Raw genomic sequence first — 18,343 nt, 5'->3', positions numbered from 1 at the left:
GAATATGAAGAGACATGCCTATCTAATTATTGCCCATCACGAATTTGATGTACTAGCGCATCTTATTGCGGCTTTAGATGACGAGAGGAATTCTATTTTCATTCATTTTGACAAAAAGGTTTTGAAATTACCAAATCTTGTTTGTCATCATGCAAAATTAATCCTGCTAGATAATCGCATTGATGTGAGGTGGGGAGATGTAAGCCAGATCGAGGTAGAATTGTCACTTTTCGATACTGCATTCCACCATGCTGAATACGCTTACTATCATTTGATGTCTGGAGTAGATATACCATTGAAATCTCAAGACTACATTCATGAATTTTTCGAACGTCATTTTGGTAAAGAGTTCATTGGTTTTACATCTGGGGATATTTCAAAACAATTAGAGAGAAAAGTTAAACGATACCATCTTTTTTCGAAAAATTTTGGCAGGAAAAACGGGCTTGACCAGCTTGTTAAACGCATAATTAGGTCGGTATTCATGCAATTGCAGATCAAATTAAATCTGTATAGATCTAAAAATATCGAATTCAAAAAAGGTACGAACTGGGTTAGTGTAACGCACAACTTCGTCCGGCACATATTAAGTCAGAAACACACTATATTAAAGACTTACCAGCACACGTTTTGTGCAGACGAGATTTATAAACAAACCATTTGTTGGCATTCACATTTTCGTAAATATATTTACGATTTAGAAGACGAAGCAAATGGAAGCCAACGCATTATACAGTGGCAAAACAATCAAATTTTTGACTGGACATTGGAAGATTTGCCAACGCTACTAGCTTCTGACTTATTATTTGCTCGCAAATTCAACGGTCAATCCTTAGAGCTACTAACAAAAATAGCGAACCATAATATATCAAATAAATGAAGGAAGACATTTCATTAGATCAGAGGCAATCTGAAGTTATCGACTTTTTAAGATTTCCATTAATCGTATTGGTGGTCTATGTACATATGCTTCCTTTTCAACAACAACCTATATCTTCTGAATTAAAAATATACAATGCGTATGTCATTATTTCAGAATTAATATCGCACCATATTGGTAGAATTGCTGTTCCAGCCTTTTTTCTTTTTTCGGGCTATTTCTTCTTCTTAAAAATTTCGTCTTGGAATACGAAAGTTTATACGGATAGATTGAAAAACCGCTATCGAACGCTTTTAATTCCGTATATAAGTTGGAGTCTAATTATGATTGCGGCAATTGTATTAAAAAACTATGCCTTTGTATCATCTGGCTTACCATTTAACGATGGCTATCAACAGGTTACGCAGCTATCCATCTACGAAATGCTATGGGGAATGCCGATTAATTACCCATTGTGGTATGTTCGGGATTTAATAGTGATGGTAGTCCTGACACCACTTTTCTATTATTTTTTTAGATTCCTTAAGTTCTGGGGTCTACTACTTTTACTTTGCTTCTATTTATCTCTTTTTGAATCGGGTCTCCCTGGTTTGAGCAGTACCGCTATATTTTTTTTCGGGGCAGGCGCCTATTTCGGTCTTTCCAAACAAAATATGTTACAGCTCTCGCTACGATATGAAACAGTCACCCTATGTCTAACAATCATAACTTTAGGTATAGCCACTTATTATACTGCCATGCCTCAAAATGAATGGTGGATTCGACTTTTTGCCATTTCGGCCGCATCAAGTTTACTAGCGATAGGCAATAAAATGCTAGAGCTGAACCGCTTGAGAAAGCTAGTACTTTTGTATGCAGAAGCTGCTTTCTTTATTTATGTTTCGCACATCATTTACATTCTGGGGTGGTTTAAAGGAGCGCTACAAAAATCTCTATCTTTCATGCCTGATATTTGGCTGATAATAGGCTACTTTTTGATGCCGCTTACATGTATTAGTCTAATAATAATGATCTACTACATCGTTAAAAAATTTCTTCCAAAAACTTTGATTTTTGTCACGGGTAATCGTGCAAATTAGAACTATTTTTACATATGCTGCACACTATACCAAAGGTTTCTATAATCATCCCCTTTTACAATGCATCCGAGACGTTATTAGTTTGTCTTCAAAGTATTTGTAAACTTAATTATAACAATTTAGAACTGATTTTTATTGATGACTGTAGCATAGACAATGGAGCTGAAGTTATACAACAGTTTTTAACCTCATGGATCGATGGAAAAAGTAAAACTGCAAAATTAATTAAGCACAACAAAAATCAAGGCGTGGCAGCAGCACGCAATACAGGTTTAGATAACGCTATAGGTGATTATATCTATTATATAGATGCGGACGATCAAGTCGATCCAAACACTGTAAACGACGCTGTCTCGCTCGCTATACAAAAAGACGCTGATATCGTCGGATTTAACTGGTATTTAGCGTTTGACAAAAACAAGCGCAAAATGACGCAACCGGCATTTACTTCACCTACCGACGCTTTGGAAAGGATGATGAATGGTTCAATGCGTTGGAATCTTTGGCTTTTTCTGGTGAAACGCTCCTTGTACGAGGACAACCAAATCCGCTTTATCCCCGGCATGAATATGGGCGAAGATTTGATGGTGATGATAAAGCTGTTTGCAGTTGCAAAGAACGTCGTACATCTCGATCAATACTTTTACCTTTATCGGCAATCAAATAGTGAATCGCTGACAAAGACCTATTCTGAGGCGCATATGCTACAGGTAAACAACAATGTGGATCAGGCAGTGCGTTTCTTGAGTGAAAAGTCGCTATCTTTCGATTTGAAAAAGTACACGGCATTTCTAAAATTAAACATCAAATTACCGCTACTAATTTCCGATAAAACAAGCCAATATCTGCGATGGAGAAGTTGGTTTCCAGAAGTGAACAAATACGCAGGTAAGAATACTAATAATTCTTGGCGAACTCGCCTATTAGAACGATGGGCATTATCCGGAAAATTTTGGCTTATAAAATTGTATTATTACACTGTAATTCGCGTAGTCTATGGTATCATCTATAAATAATTTCCAATGATTCGCCTGCCTTTATATATTGTGATCGGCATTCTGACAAGTTTCTATTTGTTTCCTTTTAGTTTTACGTTTATTCCACAAACGATTAACACTAAAATTATGGTGGGATTACTAGGGGGAATTATGATGACGTTCAACACAGTTCGTCAAGAACGCTTAACGATAACATCAGGAATATTGGGCTCTATCGCATTTTCCTTTCTTTTTTCGTTGATCTGCTTTATTGCTACGGACATAAATGGTACGCAAGATTATGCCTATGCAAGTTACATCGTAAGTCTCTCGGTTTGGTTTTTTGGAGCTTATGGACTTTCTTGCATATATCGATTAACACATGGCGAAGTCAGCTTTCGCTTGACCACCTTTTACCTCGCAGCTGTCTGTGCCGCTCAATGTATTGTTGCGCTAATGATCGACAACATTCCGTCCGTGCAAATTTTCATAGATTCCTTTGCTATGCAGGGTCAAGAATTTTATGATGAAGTTGATCGGCTTTACGGTATTGGTGCAGCGCTAGATCCTGCTGGAGTACGATTTTCGGTGACTTTAATCTTGATTACAGCAGTGCTCAACCATGACCAAGAAACCAGAAATAACACGTCTTATATCTTATTTTTATTAGTGACCTTTTTTATCATTACCGTTGTTGGAAATATTATATCTAGAACGACGATATTGGGTGTTGGCTGTGCTAGTATATATTTTTTGCTAGGTTCTGGGATTTTTAGAATTCGTATTACACATGATGCTATCAAATTAGCCACTTGGTTTGTGCTTTTTATCATTTCAGCAGTTATACTAAGTGTATATTTTTACGAAACAAATGAAGCTTTTCATAAATATATCCGTTTTGCATTTGAAGGCTTCTTTAATTATGTAGAGCAAGGTGAATGGCGTACCGATTCAACTGATAAACTAAATAGAGAGATGTGGGTCTGGCCCAATGATTTTAAAACCTGGATGATAGGAAGTGGACTATTTGATGGATTTGCTTATAGTACAGACATTGGTTATTGCCGATTTATTTTGTACTGTGGTCTAATTGGTTTCAGTGTATTTGCAGCATTTTTTGTGTATTTACCGATGCATTTTGCAAAAGCAAATCCACAATACACCTTTATGTTCTTACTCATGATGGCACTAAGCTTCATGATCTGGCTGAAGGTGGCTACTGATATATTCCAGTTCTATGCCTTATTCTTTTGTCTAGATAGATTCTCTGACGACCGTATACCGTTCCAAAACCGAAGCTATGAAAATCGCGTATTGCATCCTCGGTACGTTTAATTCAGGTGGGATGGAACGTGTATTGGCCAACAAAGCCAATTACCTGATCAAGCAAGGTCATGATGTTACCGTTATTACGACGGATCAACAAGGTCGAAACTCTTATTATTCGCTTGATACAAAGATTCAATGTGTTGATTTGCAAATCAATTACACAGAAGATCTTAAACTAGGCTTGGCTAAGCGACTGGTTTCTTATACTCGTAAGCAAAGAATACATCGAAGAAAGTTACGATTGCTTCTAAGTGAAACTCCGCAAGACATTGTGGTTTCTCTTTTTGATCATGATGCAACGATTCTTCCAAATATCAAAGACAACAGCAGAAAGGTCTTGGAAATTCATTTCTCGCGCTACAAAAGACTTCAATATAATAGAAAAGGATTGTGGAGATGGGTGGACAAGTACCGCAGCTATCAGGATCTTAAACTAGTCAAAAAATTTAGCCGATTCGTCGTATTGACTGAAGAAGATAAAAGGTACTGGGGAGCATTGCCACACATACACGTCATTCCTAATGCGAACAGCTTTGTTCCTAAAAAAATATCTACAGGCACTACTAAACAAGTTATTGCTGTTGGAAGGTATGATGCGCAGAAAAATTTTGAAGAATTAATCCATGTATGGAAATCCGTCGCACATGTGTTCAATGATTGGTCATTGACAATATATGGCCATGGTCCGCAAAAGCAATCGCTAGAAAATCAAATAACTCAGCTTGATTTGCAGAATTCTGTTACATTACATCCGCCAGTCACAGATATTGAAGCGGCTTATGTGGATAGCGCAATATTAGTCATGACTTCTCGCTACGAAGGATTACCAATGGCATTACTCGAAGGACAAGCTTGTGGACTTCCTTTGATCGCTTACGCCTGCAAATGCGGGCCGCGAGATATTATCCGCGATAGCGTCAATGGATATCTGATTGAAGAAGGAGATCGAATAGGAATGGCAGATAAATTAATCATGCTAATGGGCAACCACGAACTTCGTAAAGAACTAGGAAATAATGCTGCTCAGATGTCTCAAAATTATGCCGAAGATATCATTATGAAGCAATGGTTAGATTTATTTGATGAATTGTTGCAACAGAAAGAAAAGAAGTATATAGGAGCTAAGTTAAGATGAGAAAAACTATTGTTATTTCGGCTGTTAATTTAGTAGAGGCGGGGACTTTAACTATTTTAAAAGATTGTTTGTCATATCTTTCTACATTGGCCTCAGATCCTGCTTACCGCATCATCGCTATCGTTTACGATAAAGAGTTGGCCAAGTATCCTGATATTGAATACATAGAAACACGCTGGCCTAAAAAACGCTGGATCAATCGTCTTTGGTATGAATACATCAGCTTGAAAACCATTTCTAAGCAGATCGGAAGTATCGATTTGTGGTTCTCCTTACACGATACGACGCCGAGTGTCATCGCCAAACGACGTGCTGTATACTGCCACAATACGTATGCTTTCTATAACCGTAAAATGCATGATTGGCTATTTTCTCCAAAAATCGCAGCTATTTCCGCATTTACCAAATACATTTACCGTACTAATATCTACGAAAACAGCTTTTTGGTGGTACAGCAGGTTTGGTTTAGAAAAGCCATGTCAGCTATGTTTGATTTTGACGAAAAACGCATTATAGTTGCCCCGCCAGAGCATGAAAAGCAATTGCCAATCAGTAACCTCGAAAACACTTCGGACGATGTGTTTAGGTTTATATATGCTGCCTCTCCAAACAGTCACAAGAATTTTGAAGTGCTTTGTGAAGCGGCAGAAATATTAGAAAAAAGAGGTATAGAAAATTTTCGAATTCGAATAACCGTAAAGGGTGACGAAAATGCCTATGCGAAGTGGTTATTTAAGAATTGGGGGCATCTTAAAACATTACATTTTGGAGGCTTTGTGAACAGGCAACAGCTTTTTGAGATTTATGCCAACAGCCAATGTATGATTTTTCCGTCCAAAGTTGAAAGTTGGGGTCTACCCATATCCGAATTTGCATTGTTTGAAAAGCCGATGCTTTTGGCTGACCTGCCGTACACGCATGAAACGGCCGCAGGAAGTCTATCAGTAGCATTTTTTGATCCGGAAAACCCTGGTTTTTTAGCTAAGCAAATAGAAAAATTAATACAAGGTGATCATTCTTTCCTAAAGGCTGTTCCCGATATTCAGGCAACAGAACCTGTTGCGCACAGTTGGGCTGCATTATTTAAAACACTATTACATGACTAAAATAAAAATAGGGGATAGGAGGATATTACAGATTGGAAAATTTTATCCGATCCGCGGTGGTGTTGAAAAAGTCATGTATGATCTCATGATCGGTTTATCCAAGCGCCAGATTCACTGCGATATGCTATGTGCCAGCACAGAAAACTTTGCTGCAGGATCAATAAGGATAAATAAATATGCAAGCGTTATTGTCGTGCCTACCCAAGTAAAATTAGCTGCGACTATGTTAGCACCTGCGATGATTTCTATGCTTCGCAAAATCCACAAACAATATGATCTGATACATATTCATCACCCAGACCCAATGGCTTGTCTAGCGCTGTTTCTTTCTGGCTACAAAGGCAAGGTTGTACTGCACTGGCATAGTGATATCGTAAAACAAAAGAAACTGCTGATGCTGTACAAACCTTTACAGGATTGGCTCGTCAAACGAGCAGATATTATTGTGGGGACATCACCGACTTATGTACAAGAATCGCCATTTTTAGAAAAAGTACAACACAAAGTGACTTATATTCCTATCGGAGTAGAGGAGTTGAGACCCGATGAAAGTATCTCACGCACACTTCGAGAAAAATATGCCGGAAAGAAAATTATATTTGCTTTAGGCCGTCTGGTAGAATATAAAGGATACCAGCACATGATCGAAGCTATGAAGTTGCTTGATGACAGCTACCATCTTATCATTGGTGGCAAAGGGCCTTTAAAAGAAGATTTACTTGCTTTGATTTCTCGCTTAGGAATAAACAATCGTGTAGAACTCATCAATTACATACCTGATGAAGAGGTTCCTTGCTATTATGATATCTGCGATATATTCTGTCTAAGTTCCACACAAAAAACAGAAGCATTTGCTATCGTACAAATCGAAGCCATGTCATTGGGGAAGCCAATCATTTGTTCGCATATTGAAGGCTCGGGCGTAAGTTGGGTAAATGCTGATCACGTATCTGGATTGGTGGTTCAAAAAGAAAATTCTGAGGCATTAGCAAAAGCTATTCGTTTATTAGCCGAAAACAAGGAACTATATCAACGGCTCAGCGATGGCGCTCTAAGGCGCTACAAGGCTTCCTTTACTGATAAGAGCATGATCGATAAAACATTGCACACTTATCGCAGTGTCGGTTTGCAGTAAATAGTCTTTTTGTGTAGCGTTTCTTCGACAAGAGTTTACATTGTTGACAACTCCTAATGCACGTAGTTCGTCATTTCATTACAAAAAGAACTAGATTTGTTGGTAGGATAAATAGATTCTGTTTATGTCAAGAACTTTACCGAAGACCATTAAAAACGATATTTTTTTTGAGCACGTACAAGAATACATTGATGCAGGAAAAGAAGTTGTTTTTTCAGTACGTGGTTCCAGTATGAGTCCTTTTTTGGAAGAGCAGGATCTCATCACGGTAAAACCTTTAGTAAACATCACTTTGAAGATTGGTCATATCGTCTTAGCCTATTTTAAAAATGGTTATATTCTACATCGAATAATCCATTTAGATAAGCACTATGTCGTTCTTGCGGGTGATGCTAATTTGGCACAAATAGAAAAGATAGATCGCAAAGAGATAATTGGATTTCTCAGCGAAGCAACACGAAATGACAAACAAATACCACTTTACACGCGTAAAGTGCTTTACCTCGCAAAAGTGTGGTATCATATACGACCTCTGAGAAGAGTCTGGGCCAAATTGTTTAAACGTAAAATAAACCCATGAAATTAAGAAAAGAACTTAAACTAAGACAGATCGGTAAAGATTATATTATTGTCGAACCAGGCCAAGATAAAGTTGATCTATCAAAAGTATATACTTTAAATGAGACCGCGGCATGGCTCTGGGAAGCACTGCACCCGCAGGAGTTCACGAAAGAAGAAATGGTTGAAAAACTCTTGGAAGAATACGAAGTATCTGAAGAACAAGCTAGCAAAGATGTTCAGAAGCTACTCGATATATTTGAAAGTCAGAAATTGCTAGACGAAAACTATAAATAATCTGTGAAGGCTAGGAGCGTATTTCTTAAATTATTAAGATCTGGTCTTTGGAATCAGCCCATTACTGATTTCGAAGGGTTTCCTTTGTCTGCCAATCAATGGCAAGATGTTTTCCACATTGCTTTAAATCATACGGTAGAAGGTCTCCTTTATCAAGGCATGATTACACTACCAGATCATTTATTACCACCAAGATCGTTGGTCTTATCGTGGACGGTACGCATAGAACAGATCGAGCAAAGAAATGCGTGGATGGATCAGCAAGTGAATAACCAAATCGATTTTTTTACGAATCACGGATTACATCCTTACCTGTTGAAGGGGCAAGGAGTAGCACGTTTTTATGAAAAGCCTGGAGTACGCCTTCCTGGAGATATTGATTGGTTCTTTCAGAATAAGGAGGAGTACAAATTTGCTCGAAAACTGTTGATCGCAGAAGGTGTAACCATAAAATCTGTTCCAGGTTTCAGTTCTTATGCAATATGGAACAATACAGAAGTAGAACTCCATCGTCGCATGATTGATATTCACAATCCATTTAAAAAAAATTTTATTCACAAATTATATCAATCCGAAGCAAAATTTACTCAATCAATTCAGCACCACAATCATGCTTGGCCTTTGCCTTCTTCTCTTTTAATGCATGTGTCGGTTTCTGTTCATATCCTCAAGCATCTATTGGCTTACGGCATTGGCTTACGGCAATTATGTGATGCGGCACGTGTATGCTACACGCATAAAGAGGATTTGAATCCTAACAAATTGGAGAACGTTTATGAAAAATTTGGCGTTTTAAAATTTATACATGTGCTACATGGCGTCCTCGTAGAATATCTTGGTTTACCAGAAAACAAAGTTCCTTTTCCCCGGGTGCAATATCCATTTGTAGACATCATGATGCAAGACATTTGGAGTGCTGGAAATTTCGGTTTTTCGGCAGATTCACATGAAGCGCAAGGGGGAAATCGCAATGTGATCAATACACGTCTTTGGAAGAATTTATTCCGATATCTTCCATTTGCACGTATGGAAGCGCTTTCCTTTCCGGTAGTTCAGTTTTATTCACGATTTAATAACTAACCTGCCATTAATGACTTTTACCTATCGACAACATTCTTATTGGGTTAGATCCTTCGCAAAAAGGTATCGAACAAGGTTGTCTTTGTATTTTTTATTGGAATTGGCAGGAATTGTACTTTCTCTTCTTTTTGTATACTGGTCCAAAATTGCTATCGATCGAGCAACAGGTGATTTTGAAAAAGACATAGCTCCTATACTTGTATTAATAGTCTTTGCAGCACTAGGCGGTGTTGTTTTGCGTTCTTTCTCGAGTTGGATAGATGAGAATACGAGGTTACTCATGGGTGTGAGTCTTCAAAATAGGATCACTAAAGAGCAAATGCTTTCAAGCTGGGTATCTATCAAACAGAGACAAACGGGTGATTTAATGATTAGGCTACAAGAAGATAATCGCGAAGTGGTGCAGATGATCGCTACTTCTGGTATATCATTCTTGGTAACAATACTAAAATTGCTAGCTTCACTCTTTTTTTTATGGAGTATGGATCCAATTTTGGCTGCGATGATATTGATCATCACGCCATTATTCCTCTTTTCTAAGCTGTACTTCAAAAAGATGAGGTTACTTAATCAGGAAGCCAAAGCAGCAGACAGTGCTGTGAGCAATATTATTCAAGAGAATTTACGCTTCAGAATGATTATCCAAGCACTTGGTTTACTGTTTTATCGTGATGAGAAATTGCGTGCGGAGCAAACGCGTTTGCTGCAATTAAAAATGCGACAGATCAACTTCAGTTTATTAAGCAATAGCATTGTTAGGCTTACGATGAATACGGGCTATCTCATTGCCTTTATTTGGGGCGTATATCGTTTGCATAACCAAGAGATTTCCTTTGGTACGATGACCGCTTTTTTACAGTTGGTTGGACGTATACAAAATCCAATATTATCGGCTGCAAGTTTTGCTCCTACCTTTGTACGATTTAGGGTATCGCTAGATCGTATTCTTGAACTATTTGAAAGTAAAAGAAAGGTAGAATCTTCTCCAATAATGTTTGATTCTGTTCAAAAAATAAGATTTGAAAATGTCTTTTTTAAGTATGAAGAGGCTAATGTGATCCAAGATTTGTCTTTACAAGCCAGCGTTGGGAAACCTCTGGCAATACTCGGAAGTAGTGGCCGTGGTAAGACCACACTGTTGAGATTGTTACTAGCGTTGTGTACACCCGATCGTGGTAAAATTTTCTTAGAAGATGGAATTAACGAGTCGCACATTTTGGCTGAAGAGCACCGTTCCAATTTTGCTTTTGTTCCGCAAGGAAATTCGTTATTCACAGGAACAATAAAAGAAAATATTGTAGGCTCTTCATCTTTTTCTATTGAACAAATAAATGCTGCCTTGGAGCTTTCATGTGCAAATTTTGTACATGACTTACCACAGGGAATACATACCTTTATAGGAGAATCTGGATACGGTTTATCAGAAGGACAAGCACAACGTATCGCCATTGCTAGAGCTATCATAAAAGATGCACCTGTATGGCTTTTTGACGAGCCAACTTCAGCTCTAGATGAGGAGACTTCAACACTTCTCATAAAACAATTATTATATGAAGGAAAAAATAAAATATTGATATTTGTTACGCATGATTTGAAATTAGCGGAATGTTGTGATACATCGGTTTACTTGCACTAACTAAAAAATGAAGAACGAAACTAACCCAAACCCATCTGTACTACAATCTTTCTATTACTCAATAGCAAATTGTACTTTGGAGGTGCAATCTGATACGGAAATAGATTTAGATAGTTTACTTCCGAGTTTCCGTGATTTTCGAACGGATGCTTCTCAAGTACAGTCGTCTATAAGTAATGTGCTGATCACCAAAGAAAGGTTTGATAAACCCTCTACAGGAGCAAAACTTTTGAGTGACATATCCATAGTCTGGGGCAATCGTTTCAAATTTTTCGAAATGTCAGACGAATATGTAACAACAATTATGAGCGCACATTCTCCCGGGACGTGGTTCATGACGAGTAAAAAAGACTTTTCTCAATCTACTATCCATTGGGTGTATGATTCTGTCGCTCCAAAGGAGATTGTAAGCTGGTTGCTAATGGTCACATTTGCTCAGTCTGCATTATTACATAAAACAATTTTGATACATGCCTCTGTTATCGAAAGAGGTACTGAAGGTTATGCCTTTTTGGGTAAAAGTGGTACGGGTAAGAGTACACATAGTAATTTGTGGCTTGAACACATACCAGGATCCAAGCTACTCAATGACGATAATCCCGCCGTAAAGATAGAGGAAGATGGTACTGTTCGTATATATGGTACTCCTTGGAGTGGGAAGACGCCATGTTATAGAAATGTGAGTGCAGATTTACGTGCGATTGTTCGCCTTAAACAAGCCCCTCATAATAAGATGTCTTGGCAATCTGGTCAGTTTGCATTTATTGCTTTATTACCGAGTTGTTCTGCGCTTCGTTGGAATCAAGATCTATTTGCTAGTATGGCAGATCTAGTCGAACATATTGTTTCAAATGTGCCCATAGGAGAATTAGAATGTCTTCCGAATGCTGACGCTGCTTATTTATCTGCGTCTGAAATTAAAAATGCTTAATCATTAATTATATGAAAAAATACCTGTTTTTTACTGCCCTAATTTCCCTTTTTTCATTACATTCTTGTATCGTATCCAAGAAGGTTGTCTATGTTAAGGATATGCAAGAAGGTGTTGCTTATCCTACTGTGGCTGCAGCTCCGATACGTATTCAAAAGAATGATCGACTAAGCATCACCGTGAGCTCCAAAAATCCTGAACTGGCGGCACCATTTAACCTTGATATCGGAAACTATGGTATTGATGCAGATGGGCAAGCAAATATCCGCAGTGGGCAATCCAACAATACTTTTTTGGTAGATACCGATGGTCGAATAGATTACCCAATCATTGGTTCTTTGAATATTGAAGGATTAACAATCGATGGTGTAAGGGATTTAATATGGGAAAATCTGGTGAATAAAAAACTGATTGCCGAACCAATTGTCAAGGTTGAATTAATCAATGTTAAAATTACGATGATGGGTGAAGTTAGTTCTGTCGGAATTTTGGATATTCCGGATACCCGAGTTACCTTATTGGATGCTTTGGCTCGTTCTGGCGGTCTTACAGCTAATGCGGTACCAAATAAAGTGAGTGTAATTAGAGAGGAAAATGGTGTTCGTAAAATGTACATGAATGATATAGAGTCCACCAACTTATTTAATTCTCCTACATTTTTTTTACAGCAAAATGACATTGTCTATGTCCATCCGAGAGGTGCTGTACCATCTGCAAGAGAAGAGAATACTTTACGATATTTGGGCTTGTTTACAGGCATTCTCGGTATAGTTTTAACCACATTGGTCTTAATAAGATAATAGTTCTATGATTAATGATACTAAAGTGATGGGCACAGAAGAGAAGTCAATTAATGTAATTGACTTACTTAAATATCTATTTGTTCACTGGAAGTGGTTTGTGCTTTCCATATTATTTTTTGGTGGGTACTACTATTATCAATATAGCAAAACACCATTTGTGTACAGCAAGTCCGCTATCTTGATGATCAAGACACCGCAAAATACGAATGTCACGGCAAGATTTACACGTAGTTCGATGTTCAACACGGTAAGCGTGGCAAGTGAAATTCTACAATTGAAATCTAAAGAATTGATGCGACATACTATTGCAGAAATTCAAGGGGATATTTCCTATTCAAGAACAGAAGGTCTGCGCAATATAGAGTTGTATAAAGATTCCCCAATACGTGTCACCTTTGCTCAATTAGACTCTGAAGCACATGCTTCTATGACTATTATACCGAAGGATTCTAGTCATGTCGACTTTCTTTTAGTGGAAAATGATAATATAATTCACAGTCAGAAGGTTAGATTGAAAGAAGAGACTGCGACGCCCATTGGAAAGCTCACCATATCACCAAATAAGCTATACAAACCTGCTATTTTTGGAGAGGAAATAACCGTCACGAAGATCCCTAGGGAAACTATGGTTTCTTACTTTCTATCAAGAATGAAGATTTCGCAAATAGAGGAGGATGCAGGACTTTTGCAATTAACATTAGAGGATCATTCTCCAAAACGTGCAGTGGATCTTATAAAGACTTTGATTGAAGTATATAATGAACAGACTATAGAAGAGAAAAATAGAGTTGCAGTTAGTACCGCTGATTTCATTCGGGAACGCATAGCCATCATCGAGCATGATCTGGGGACGGTGGAGACAGATTTAGAACATATAAAGATGGCTAATAATGGTATGGATGTTAATGCTGCCGCAGGTATGTATATCGCGGAAAGTAGAGAATATTTAAATGCTAGTCGTGAGTTAGAAACACAATTGAGTCTAGCAGAAATGATGCGCGATTACATTTACGATGCCAACAGATCAGAAAAGCTAATTCCATCAAACATGGGATTAGCAGATTTGAATGTGGAACGCTATGTAAATGACTACAATAGTGCTTTATTGCGGCGAAATCGCTTGCTTGAAGGCAATAACTCTAATAATCCGGTAGTCCAGGAGATTGATCAGTATTTGGTTTACAATAGACAAAATATAGAGCGTGCTGTAGACAATGCCGTATCCGGATTACAGGTAAGAGTAAGAAACGCGCAAAGAGATATGGCCATTGCGCAAAAAGATGCGATATCCATGCCTGCAAAACAACGTCAAGTGCTTGGTATTGAAAGAAATCAAAAAGTAAAAGAAGAGCTGTATATGTTGCTTCTCAACAAGAGAGAAGAAAACGCTTTGAATCAGGCGATGGCAGATGATAATATCCGTGTCATCGATCCAGCTTCTGGAAGTGATTACCCTGTATCTCCTAACAAAATCAGAAAAATGGCTATTGGTATAGGTATTGGTCTCGCTATACCAACGGCAATATTGTTAATGATATTATTCTTAAACACTTCGGTACGTGATCGTAAAGATTTAGAGGAAGTATTGACCGTCCCATTTCTAGGCGAAATTCCTTTCTCAAAAAATAGTAAAAAGAACGTACATGTCATTGTAAGAGAACAGGCCACGGATCCTGTTACAGAAACTTTCCGGATTTTACGCACGAACATTGACTTCATGTCTAATGGAAAAAGCAAACAGGTAATTACATTGACCTCCCTTACTGAAGGTGTTGGAAAGACTTTTTGTGCCATAAATTTAGCGACAAGCTTGGCATTTTTGAAGAAAAAGGTCGTACTGCTAGATTTGGATCTTCGGAAAGGTACATTAAGTGCAAAAGTAAATGTGCCAAAAACCCAAGGTGTGAGTCACTATCTAGCTGATCGCAACGTGCCTCTTCAAGATGTCTTGTATAAGAATGAGATCTCCGGTATAGTAGATATTATTCCTATTGGAGTCGTTGCCCCTAATCCGGTCGAACTGCTCTTGAGCGATCGCTTAGATAGCCTAATTAGCGAATTAAAGGAGCTCTATGATTACGTTGTAGTGGATAATGTTCCTGTCGGAGTAGTAGCCGATTCTTCTATCATCAATCGAATTTCAGAACTAACAATTTTTGTGATTCGCGCTGGTAAAATGGATAGAAGACAGTTACCTGAAATCGAGAGCATCTATCAACAAGGTACTTTAAACAACATGGGCATAGTATTGAATGGCATTCGTAAAGGTATTGCTGGATATGGTTACGGATATGGGTATGGATATGGTTACGGATATGGTTACGGAGCAAAGAAATAATTAGTACATTAGCAGGATCTTAATGCATTAACATATGATTAGTCAGATTACATCAGATGTGCAGATTTCGGTTGAAGTTTTGTATCAGCCAGAGTATTCCAATCCCGATAATCTTCATTTCATGTTTGCTTACCGTATTACGATCGAGAATCAAGGCACTGAAACTATACAATTAGTACGACGCCATTGGGACATATTTGATACGATTGGAGATCATAAACAAGTAGATGGAGAAGGTGTAGTTGGTGAACAACCGATACTCGAATCAGGACAAAGTCATCAGTATGCCTCTGGTTGCAATTTGCGTAGCGATATGGGTTATATGCAAGGATTCTACGAGATGCAACGGTTGTCTGATGGTGAATTCTTGACTGTAGCTATTCCAAGATTTAATCTCATTGCAGATTTCAGGATGAATTAGTAAATACAGCTCATCGTCATCTTAGCTATTTGTGTATTATCGTTAAAGGGATTTAACAATCTCTTGTCGAATTATTGTGTACTTTTGACATTTGGAATATTATGTCAACTAAAAAGTCACATGCCTTAGTATTAGGCGCCAGCGGACTCGTCGGTCTGCACACCACCAAAATGCTTCTACAGCAGAACACGTATGATGTAATCTATGCGGTAAGCCGGCATGGAATTCCGCTGGAACACGAACGTCTGGTTCAAATTCAGGCTGATTTTGATAGTATAGATTACTTTATCGAAAAAACACCTATTACCCACATTTTCAGCTGTTTAGGATCTACCAAAAAGAAAACTCCAAACAAGAAAGATTATATACAAGTAGATCATGATTATCCTATAAAAGTAGCTAAAATAGGGCAATCGAATGGTGCTACGAAGTTCTCATTCGTATCTGCTTTAGGAGCAAACGAGAAATCTAACAATTTCTACATGCAGATGAAGGGTCGAGTTGAAGAAGATATAAAGGCTCTTAATTTCGAGCAATTATACATTATGCGACCGGCTCTAATTACGGGTAATCGAAATGAAAGTAGACCAACAGAACGTTTTGCGTCTGGTTTTTTCAGAATAATTAATCCCTTATTACGTGGTAGTCTAAAAAAATACCGAAGTATCGATGGAAAAACGATTGCGCAAGCATTGGTAAAAACTGCAGGAATTGATTATCCTGGTGTGCATACATATAATACAGAACAAATAAAACAACTCGCGTGAGCATATTAAGTACAGAAAAATTAAGTCATTCATTTCACGATCGTTGGCTTTTTCGTGATTTACATTTCGGCATGCAAGCTGGAGATTGTGTTGCTTTAGTAGGTATCAATGGTACCGGAAAGTCGACTCTGTTGAAGATAATGGCTGGCGTAATGGATCCGGATAGTGGTACAGTTGTTAGTGAGCGTGGTATTCGTGTTGGTTATTTACCACAAGAACCTGACTTTGCACATTTGAATACGATTGAAGATTTTATCTATAGTGCAGATAATAAACAACAGCAACTCATTAAAGACTATGAGCGCTTAGTAGAGTCAGATAATTACGATGTAGACGAATTAGGACGCATCTCTGATGAGCTGACGGCACTAAACGCATGGGAATATGAGCATCAGATCAAAACAATCTTAAATCGCTTGCAAATATCGGATTTCGATAAGAAGATATCGTCTATGTCGGGTGGTCAACAAAAAAGATTGGCTTTAGCCAAGTTATTGATCGACGAGCCGGATGTATACATTTTGGATGAGCCTACTAACCATTTAGATATTGAAACGATTGAATGGTTGGAAAAATTATTGACTTCTGGAAATAAGACCGTTTTAATCGTATCACACGACCGCTATTTCCTAGATCATGTATGTCAAGAAATTCGGGAATTGGATAGGGGAGAAATATTTCAATACAAGGGCGATTATGCCAACTTCGTAGAGAAGAAAGCGGAGCGGCATCTTTCACAAGTTGCGAGTGCTGATAAAGCGCGGAATCTTTGGAAAAAGGAATTGGAGTGGATGCGCCGCCAACCAAAAGCGCGTGGAACGAAATCCAAATCTAGAATCGAGGCATTTTATGATTTGCAAGATAAATCAAAAGCACCGACAGAACACGATAAAGTGCAATTAAAAATGCAAACATCACGTCAAGGATCCAAAATAATGGAAATCGAAGCGGTTAGCAAATCATTCAAAAAGGCACCAATTATTTCTGATTTCACTTATACCTTTAAAAAAGGTGATCGCGTCGGTTTAGCAGGAAGAAATGGTAGTGGTAAATCAACGTTTCTTAATCTAATTACAAAGGAGCTGGAACCCGATAGTGGGAGTATATCCAAGGGTGAAACAACTGTTATTGGATATTATAAGCAAGGCGGATTGGATTTTCGCGAAAACCAACGCGTGATCGATGTCGTGAAAGATGTGGCAGAACACATCGATATGGGGAAGGATGGAATTATTACCGCCTCGCAATTACTTACTCAGTTTCTTTTTCCACCAGAAAAACAATTTGGCATGGTGTCTAATTTGAGTGGAGGTGAGCGTAAGCGTTTACAACTAATGCGCGTTCTTATGCTTAATCCAAATTTCCTTATACTCGATGAGCCATCCAATGATTTGGATATGGACACATTGAATATACTAGAAGATTTCTTAGAACGTTTCACAGGTGTACTTTTATTAGTAACGCATGATAGATATTTATTAGATAAACTAACTGATCAATTATTCATTTTCGATGGCAGCGGCTTTGTCAATATGTATAATGGAAATTACGCGGACTTTAAATTTGAAACTGAGGAAAAATTAAAAGCAGAAAAGATCAACAAAACAAAAATTTCTGAACCGGTTATCGCGGAATCAAAACATACCAAGTCTAAAATATCCTACAAGGAACAAATTGAATATAACAATTTAGAAGCCGAGATTGAACATATAGAAAGTGAAATAGCCACGCTTTCTGATAAGTTAACACAAGTTACAGATCACGCAGAATTGAGTGAAATTGCTCATAAAATTGAAGATTTAAAATTAGAATTAGATAACAAATCCGCTCGTTGGCTCGAATTAGCGGAATTAATATAACGTTCCACGTGA

The 18,343-nt window shown here is 37.9% G+C and carries 17 protein-coding genes; all 17 read left to right on the top strand.

The window, feature by feature from the left end; all coding sequences use genetic code 11:
* Positions 1–4: 4 nt before the first annotated feature.
* The 17 genes from GKO22_RS03855 to GKO22_RS03775 all read left to right on the top strand — a co-directional run bounded on the left by GKO22_RS03855 (position 5) and on the right by GKO22_RS03775 (position 18,331).
* Complete coding sequence (locus tag GKO22_RS03855) at positions 5–880, top strand: beta-1,6-N-acetylglucosaminyltransferase (protein ID WP_166332749.1); 876 nt, start codon at positions 5–7, stop codon at positions 878–880.
* Positions 877–1,959 carry an acyltransferase family protein gene (locus GKO22_RS03850; protein ID WP_166332748.1) on the top strand — a complete coding sequence of 361 codons (1,083 nt, stop codon included), beginning with the start codon at positions 877–879 and terminating at the stop codon, positions 1,957–1,959. The genes GKO22_RS03855 and GKO22_RS03850 overlap by 4 nt, the downstream gene beginning before the upstream one ends.
* A gap of 14 nt (positions 1,960–1,973) precedes the next feature.
* The gene (locus GKO22_RS03845) at positions 1,974–2,975 is read left to right on the top strand and encodes a glycosyltransferase family 2 protein (RefSeq protein WP_166332747.1); all 1,002 of its coding nucleotides are present in this window, start codon (positions 1,974–1,976) and stop codon (positions 2,973–2,975) included.
* Between the two features lie 108 nt (positions 2,976–3,083).
* Positions 3,084–4,271, top strand: a complete 1,188-nt coding sequence (locus GKO22_RS03840; RefSeq protein ID WP_206367796.1) for a hypothetical protein — start codon at positions 3,084–3,086, stop codon at positions 4,269–4,271.
* Positions 4,237–5,400 (top strand): glycosyltransferase family 4 protein, encoded by a 1,164-nt coding sequence (locus GKO22_RS03835; RefSeq protein WP_166332746.1) that lies wholly within the window; start codon positions 4,237–4,239, stop codon positions 5,398–5,400. The genes GKO22_RS03840 and GKO22_RS03835 overlap by 35 nt, the downstream gene beginning before the upstream one ends.
* The gene (locus GKO22_RS03830) at positions 5,397–6,506 is read left to right on the top strand and encodes a glycosyltransferase (protein ID WP_166332745.1); all 1,110 of its coding nucleotides are present in this window, start codon (positions 5,397–5,399) and stop codon (positions 6,504–6,506) included. Before GKO22_RS03835 ends, GKO22_RS03830 begins: the two co-directional genes overlap by 4 nt.
* The gene (locus GKO22_RS03825; protein ID WP_166332744.1) at positions 6,499–7,641 is read left to right on the top strand and encodes a glycosyltransferase; all 1,143 of its coding nucleotides are present in this window, start codon (positions 6,499–6,501) and stop codon (positions 7,639–7,641) included. Before GKO22_RS03830 ends, GKO22_RS03825 begins: the two co-directional genes overlap by 8 nt.
* Positions 7,642–7,765: 124 nt before the next feature.
* Positions 7,766–8,221: a S24/S26 family peptidase gene (locus GKO22_RS03820; RefSeq protein WP_166332743.1), complete on the top strand. Its 456-nt coding sequence runs from the start codon at positions 7,766–7,768 to the stop codon at positions 8,219–8,221.
* Complete coding sequence (locus tag GKO22_RS03815; RefSeq protein WP_166332742.1) at positions 8,218–8,496, top strand: PqqD family protein; 279 nt, start codon at positions 8,218–8,220, stop codon at positions 8,494–8,496. Before GKO22_RS03820 ends, GKO22_RS03815 begins: the two co-directional genes overlap by 4 nt.
* 3 nt (positions 8,497–8,499) lie before the next feature.
* Positions 8,500–9,576: a nucleotidyltransferase family protein gene (locus tag GKO22_RS03810; protein WP_166332741.1), complete on the top strand. Its 1,077-nt coding sequence runs from the start codon at positions 8,500–8,502 to the stop codon at positions 9,574–9,576.
* Positions 9,577–9,658: 82 nt separating this feature from the next.
* Positions 9,659–11,212 carry an ABC transporter ATP-binding protein gene (locus GKO22_RS03805; RefSeq protein ID WP_240920096.1) on the top strand — a complete coding sequence of 518 codons (1,554 nt, stop codon included), beginning with the start codon at positions 9,659–9,661 and terminating at the stop codon, positions 11,210–11,212.
* 7 nt (positions 11,213–11,219) lie between these two features.
* Entirely contained in the window at positions 11,220–12,143 is a 924-nt protein-coding gene (locus GKO22_RS03800; protein ID WP_166332739.1) for a hypothetical protein, read from the top strand.
* A gap of 11 nt (positions 12,144–12,154) precedes the next feature.
* Positions 12,155–12,943 (top strand): polysaccharide biosynthesis/export family protein, encoded by a 789-nt coding sequence (locus GKO22_RS03795; RefSeq protein ID WP_206367795.1) that lies wholly within the window; start codon positions 12,155–12,157, stop codon positions 12,941–12,943.
* 7 nt (positions 12,944–12,950) lie between these two features.
* Positions 12,951–15,284 carry a GumC family protein gene (locus tag GKO22_RS03790; protein WP_166332738.1) on the top strand — a complete coding sequence of 778 codons (2,334 nt, stop codon included), beginning with the start codon at positions 12,951–12,953 and terminating at the stop codon, positions 15,282–15,284.
* A gap of 34 nt (positions 15,285–15,318) precedes the next feature.
* Positions 15,319–15,705: a Co2+/Mg2+ efflux protein ApaG gene (gene apaG / locus GKO22_RS03785; protein ID WP_166332737.1), complete on the top strand. Its 387-nt coding sequence runs from the start codon at positions 15,319–15,321 to the stop codon at positions 15,703–15,705.
* Between the two features lie 101 nt (positions 15,706–15,806).
* On the top strand, positions 15,807–16,472 hold the full coding sequence (locus tag GKO22_RS03780) for an NAD-dependent epimerase/dehydratase family protein (protein ID WP_166332736.1): 666 nt from the start codon (positions 15,807–15,809) through the stop codon (positions 16,470–16,472).
* Positions 16,469–18,331 (top strand): ABC-F family ATP-binding cassette domain-containing protein, encoded by a 1,863-nt coding sequence (locus tag GKO22_RS03775; protein ID WP_166332735.1) that lies wholly within the window; start codon positions 16,469–16,471, stop codon positions 18,329–18,331. The genes GKO22_RS03780 and GKO22_RS03775 overlap by 4 nt, the downstream gene beginning before the upstream one ends.
* The last annotated feature ends 12 nt before the right edge of the window (positions 18,332–18,343 follow it).

The sequence above is a fragment of the Sphingobacterium chungjuense genome (assembly GCF_011316935.1).
GTDB classification, from domain to species: domain Bacteria; phylum Bacteroidota; class Bacteroidia; order Sphingobacteriales; family Sphingobacteriaceae; genus Sphingobacterium; species Sphingobacterium chungjuense.
The sequence above is the reverse complement of the archived record's forward strand: the minus strand, read 5'-3'. Positions and strand labels throughout refer to the sequence as shown.

Bases quoted from the DNA above. Each gene is read 5' to 3' on its own strand.
- GKO22_RS03790 (WP_166332738.1), top strand. From the start codon at position 12,951: ATGATTAATGATACTAAAGTGATGGGCACAGAAGAGAAGTCAATTAAT.
- GKO22_RS03800 (WP_166332739.1), top strand. From the start codon at position 11,220: ATGAAGAACGAAACTAACCCAAACCCATCTGTACTACAATCTTTCTAT.
- GKO22_RS03855 (WP_166332749.1), top strand. From the start codon at position 5: ATGAAGAGACATGCCTATCTAATTATTGCCCATCACGAATTTGATGTA.
- apaG (WP_166332737.1), top strand. From the start codon at position 15,319: ATGATTAGTCAGATTACATCAGATGTGCAGATTTCGGTTGAAGTTTTG.
- GKO22_RS03825 (WP_166332744.1), top strand. From the start codon at position 6,499: ATGACTAAAATAAAAATAGGGGATAGGAGGATATTACAGATTGGAAAA.
- GKO22_RS03795 (WP_206367795.1), top strand. From the start codon at position 12,155: ATGAAAAAATACCTGTTTTTTACTGCCCTAATTTCCCTTTTTTCATTA.
- GKO22_RS03820 (WP_166332743.1), top strand. From the start codon at position 7,766: ATGTCAAGAACTTTACCGAAGACCATTAAAAACGATATTTTTTTTGAG.
- GKO22_RS03830 (WP_166332745.1), top strand. From the start codon at position 5,397: ATGAGAAAAACTATTGTTATTTCGGCTGTTAATTTAGTAGAGGCGGGG.
- GKO22_RS03840 (WP_206367796.1), top strand. From the start codon at position 3,084: ATGGTGGGATTACTAGGGGGAATTATGATGACGTTCAACACAGTTCGT.
- GKO22_RS03835 (WP_166332746.1), top strand. From the start codon at position 4,237: ATGAAAATCGCGTATTGCATCCTCGGTACGTTTAATTCAGGTGGGATG.
- GKO22_RS03815 (WP_166332742.1), top strand. From the start codon at position 8,218: ATGAAATTAAGAAAAGAACTTAAACTAAGACAGATCGGTAAAGATTAT.
- GKO22_RS03845 (WP_166332747.1), top strand. From the start codon at position 1,974: ATGCTGCACACTATACCAAAGGTTTCTATAATCATCCCCTTTTACAAT.
- GKO22_RS03780 (WP_166332736.1), top strand. From the start codon at position 15,807: ATGTCAACTAAAAAGTCACATGCCTTAGTATTAGGCGCCAGCGGACTC.
- GKO22_RS03850 (WP_166332748.1), top strand. From the start codon at position 877: ATGAAGGAAGACATTTCATTAGATCAGAGGCAATCTGAAGTTATCGAC.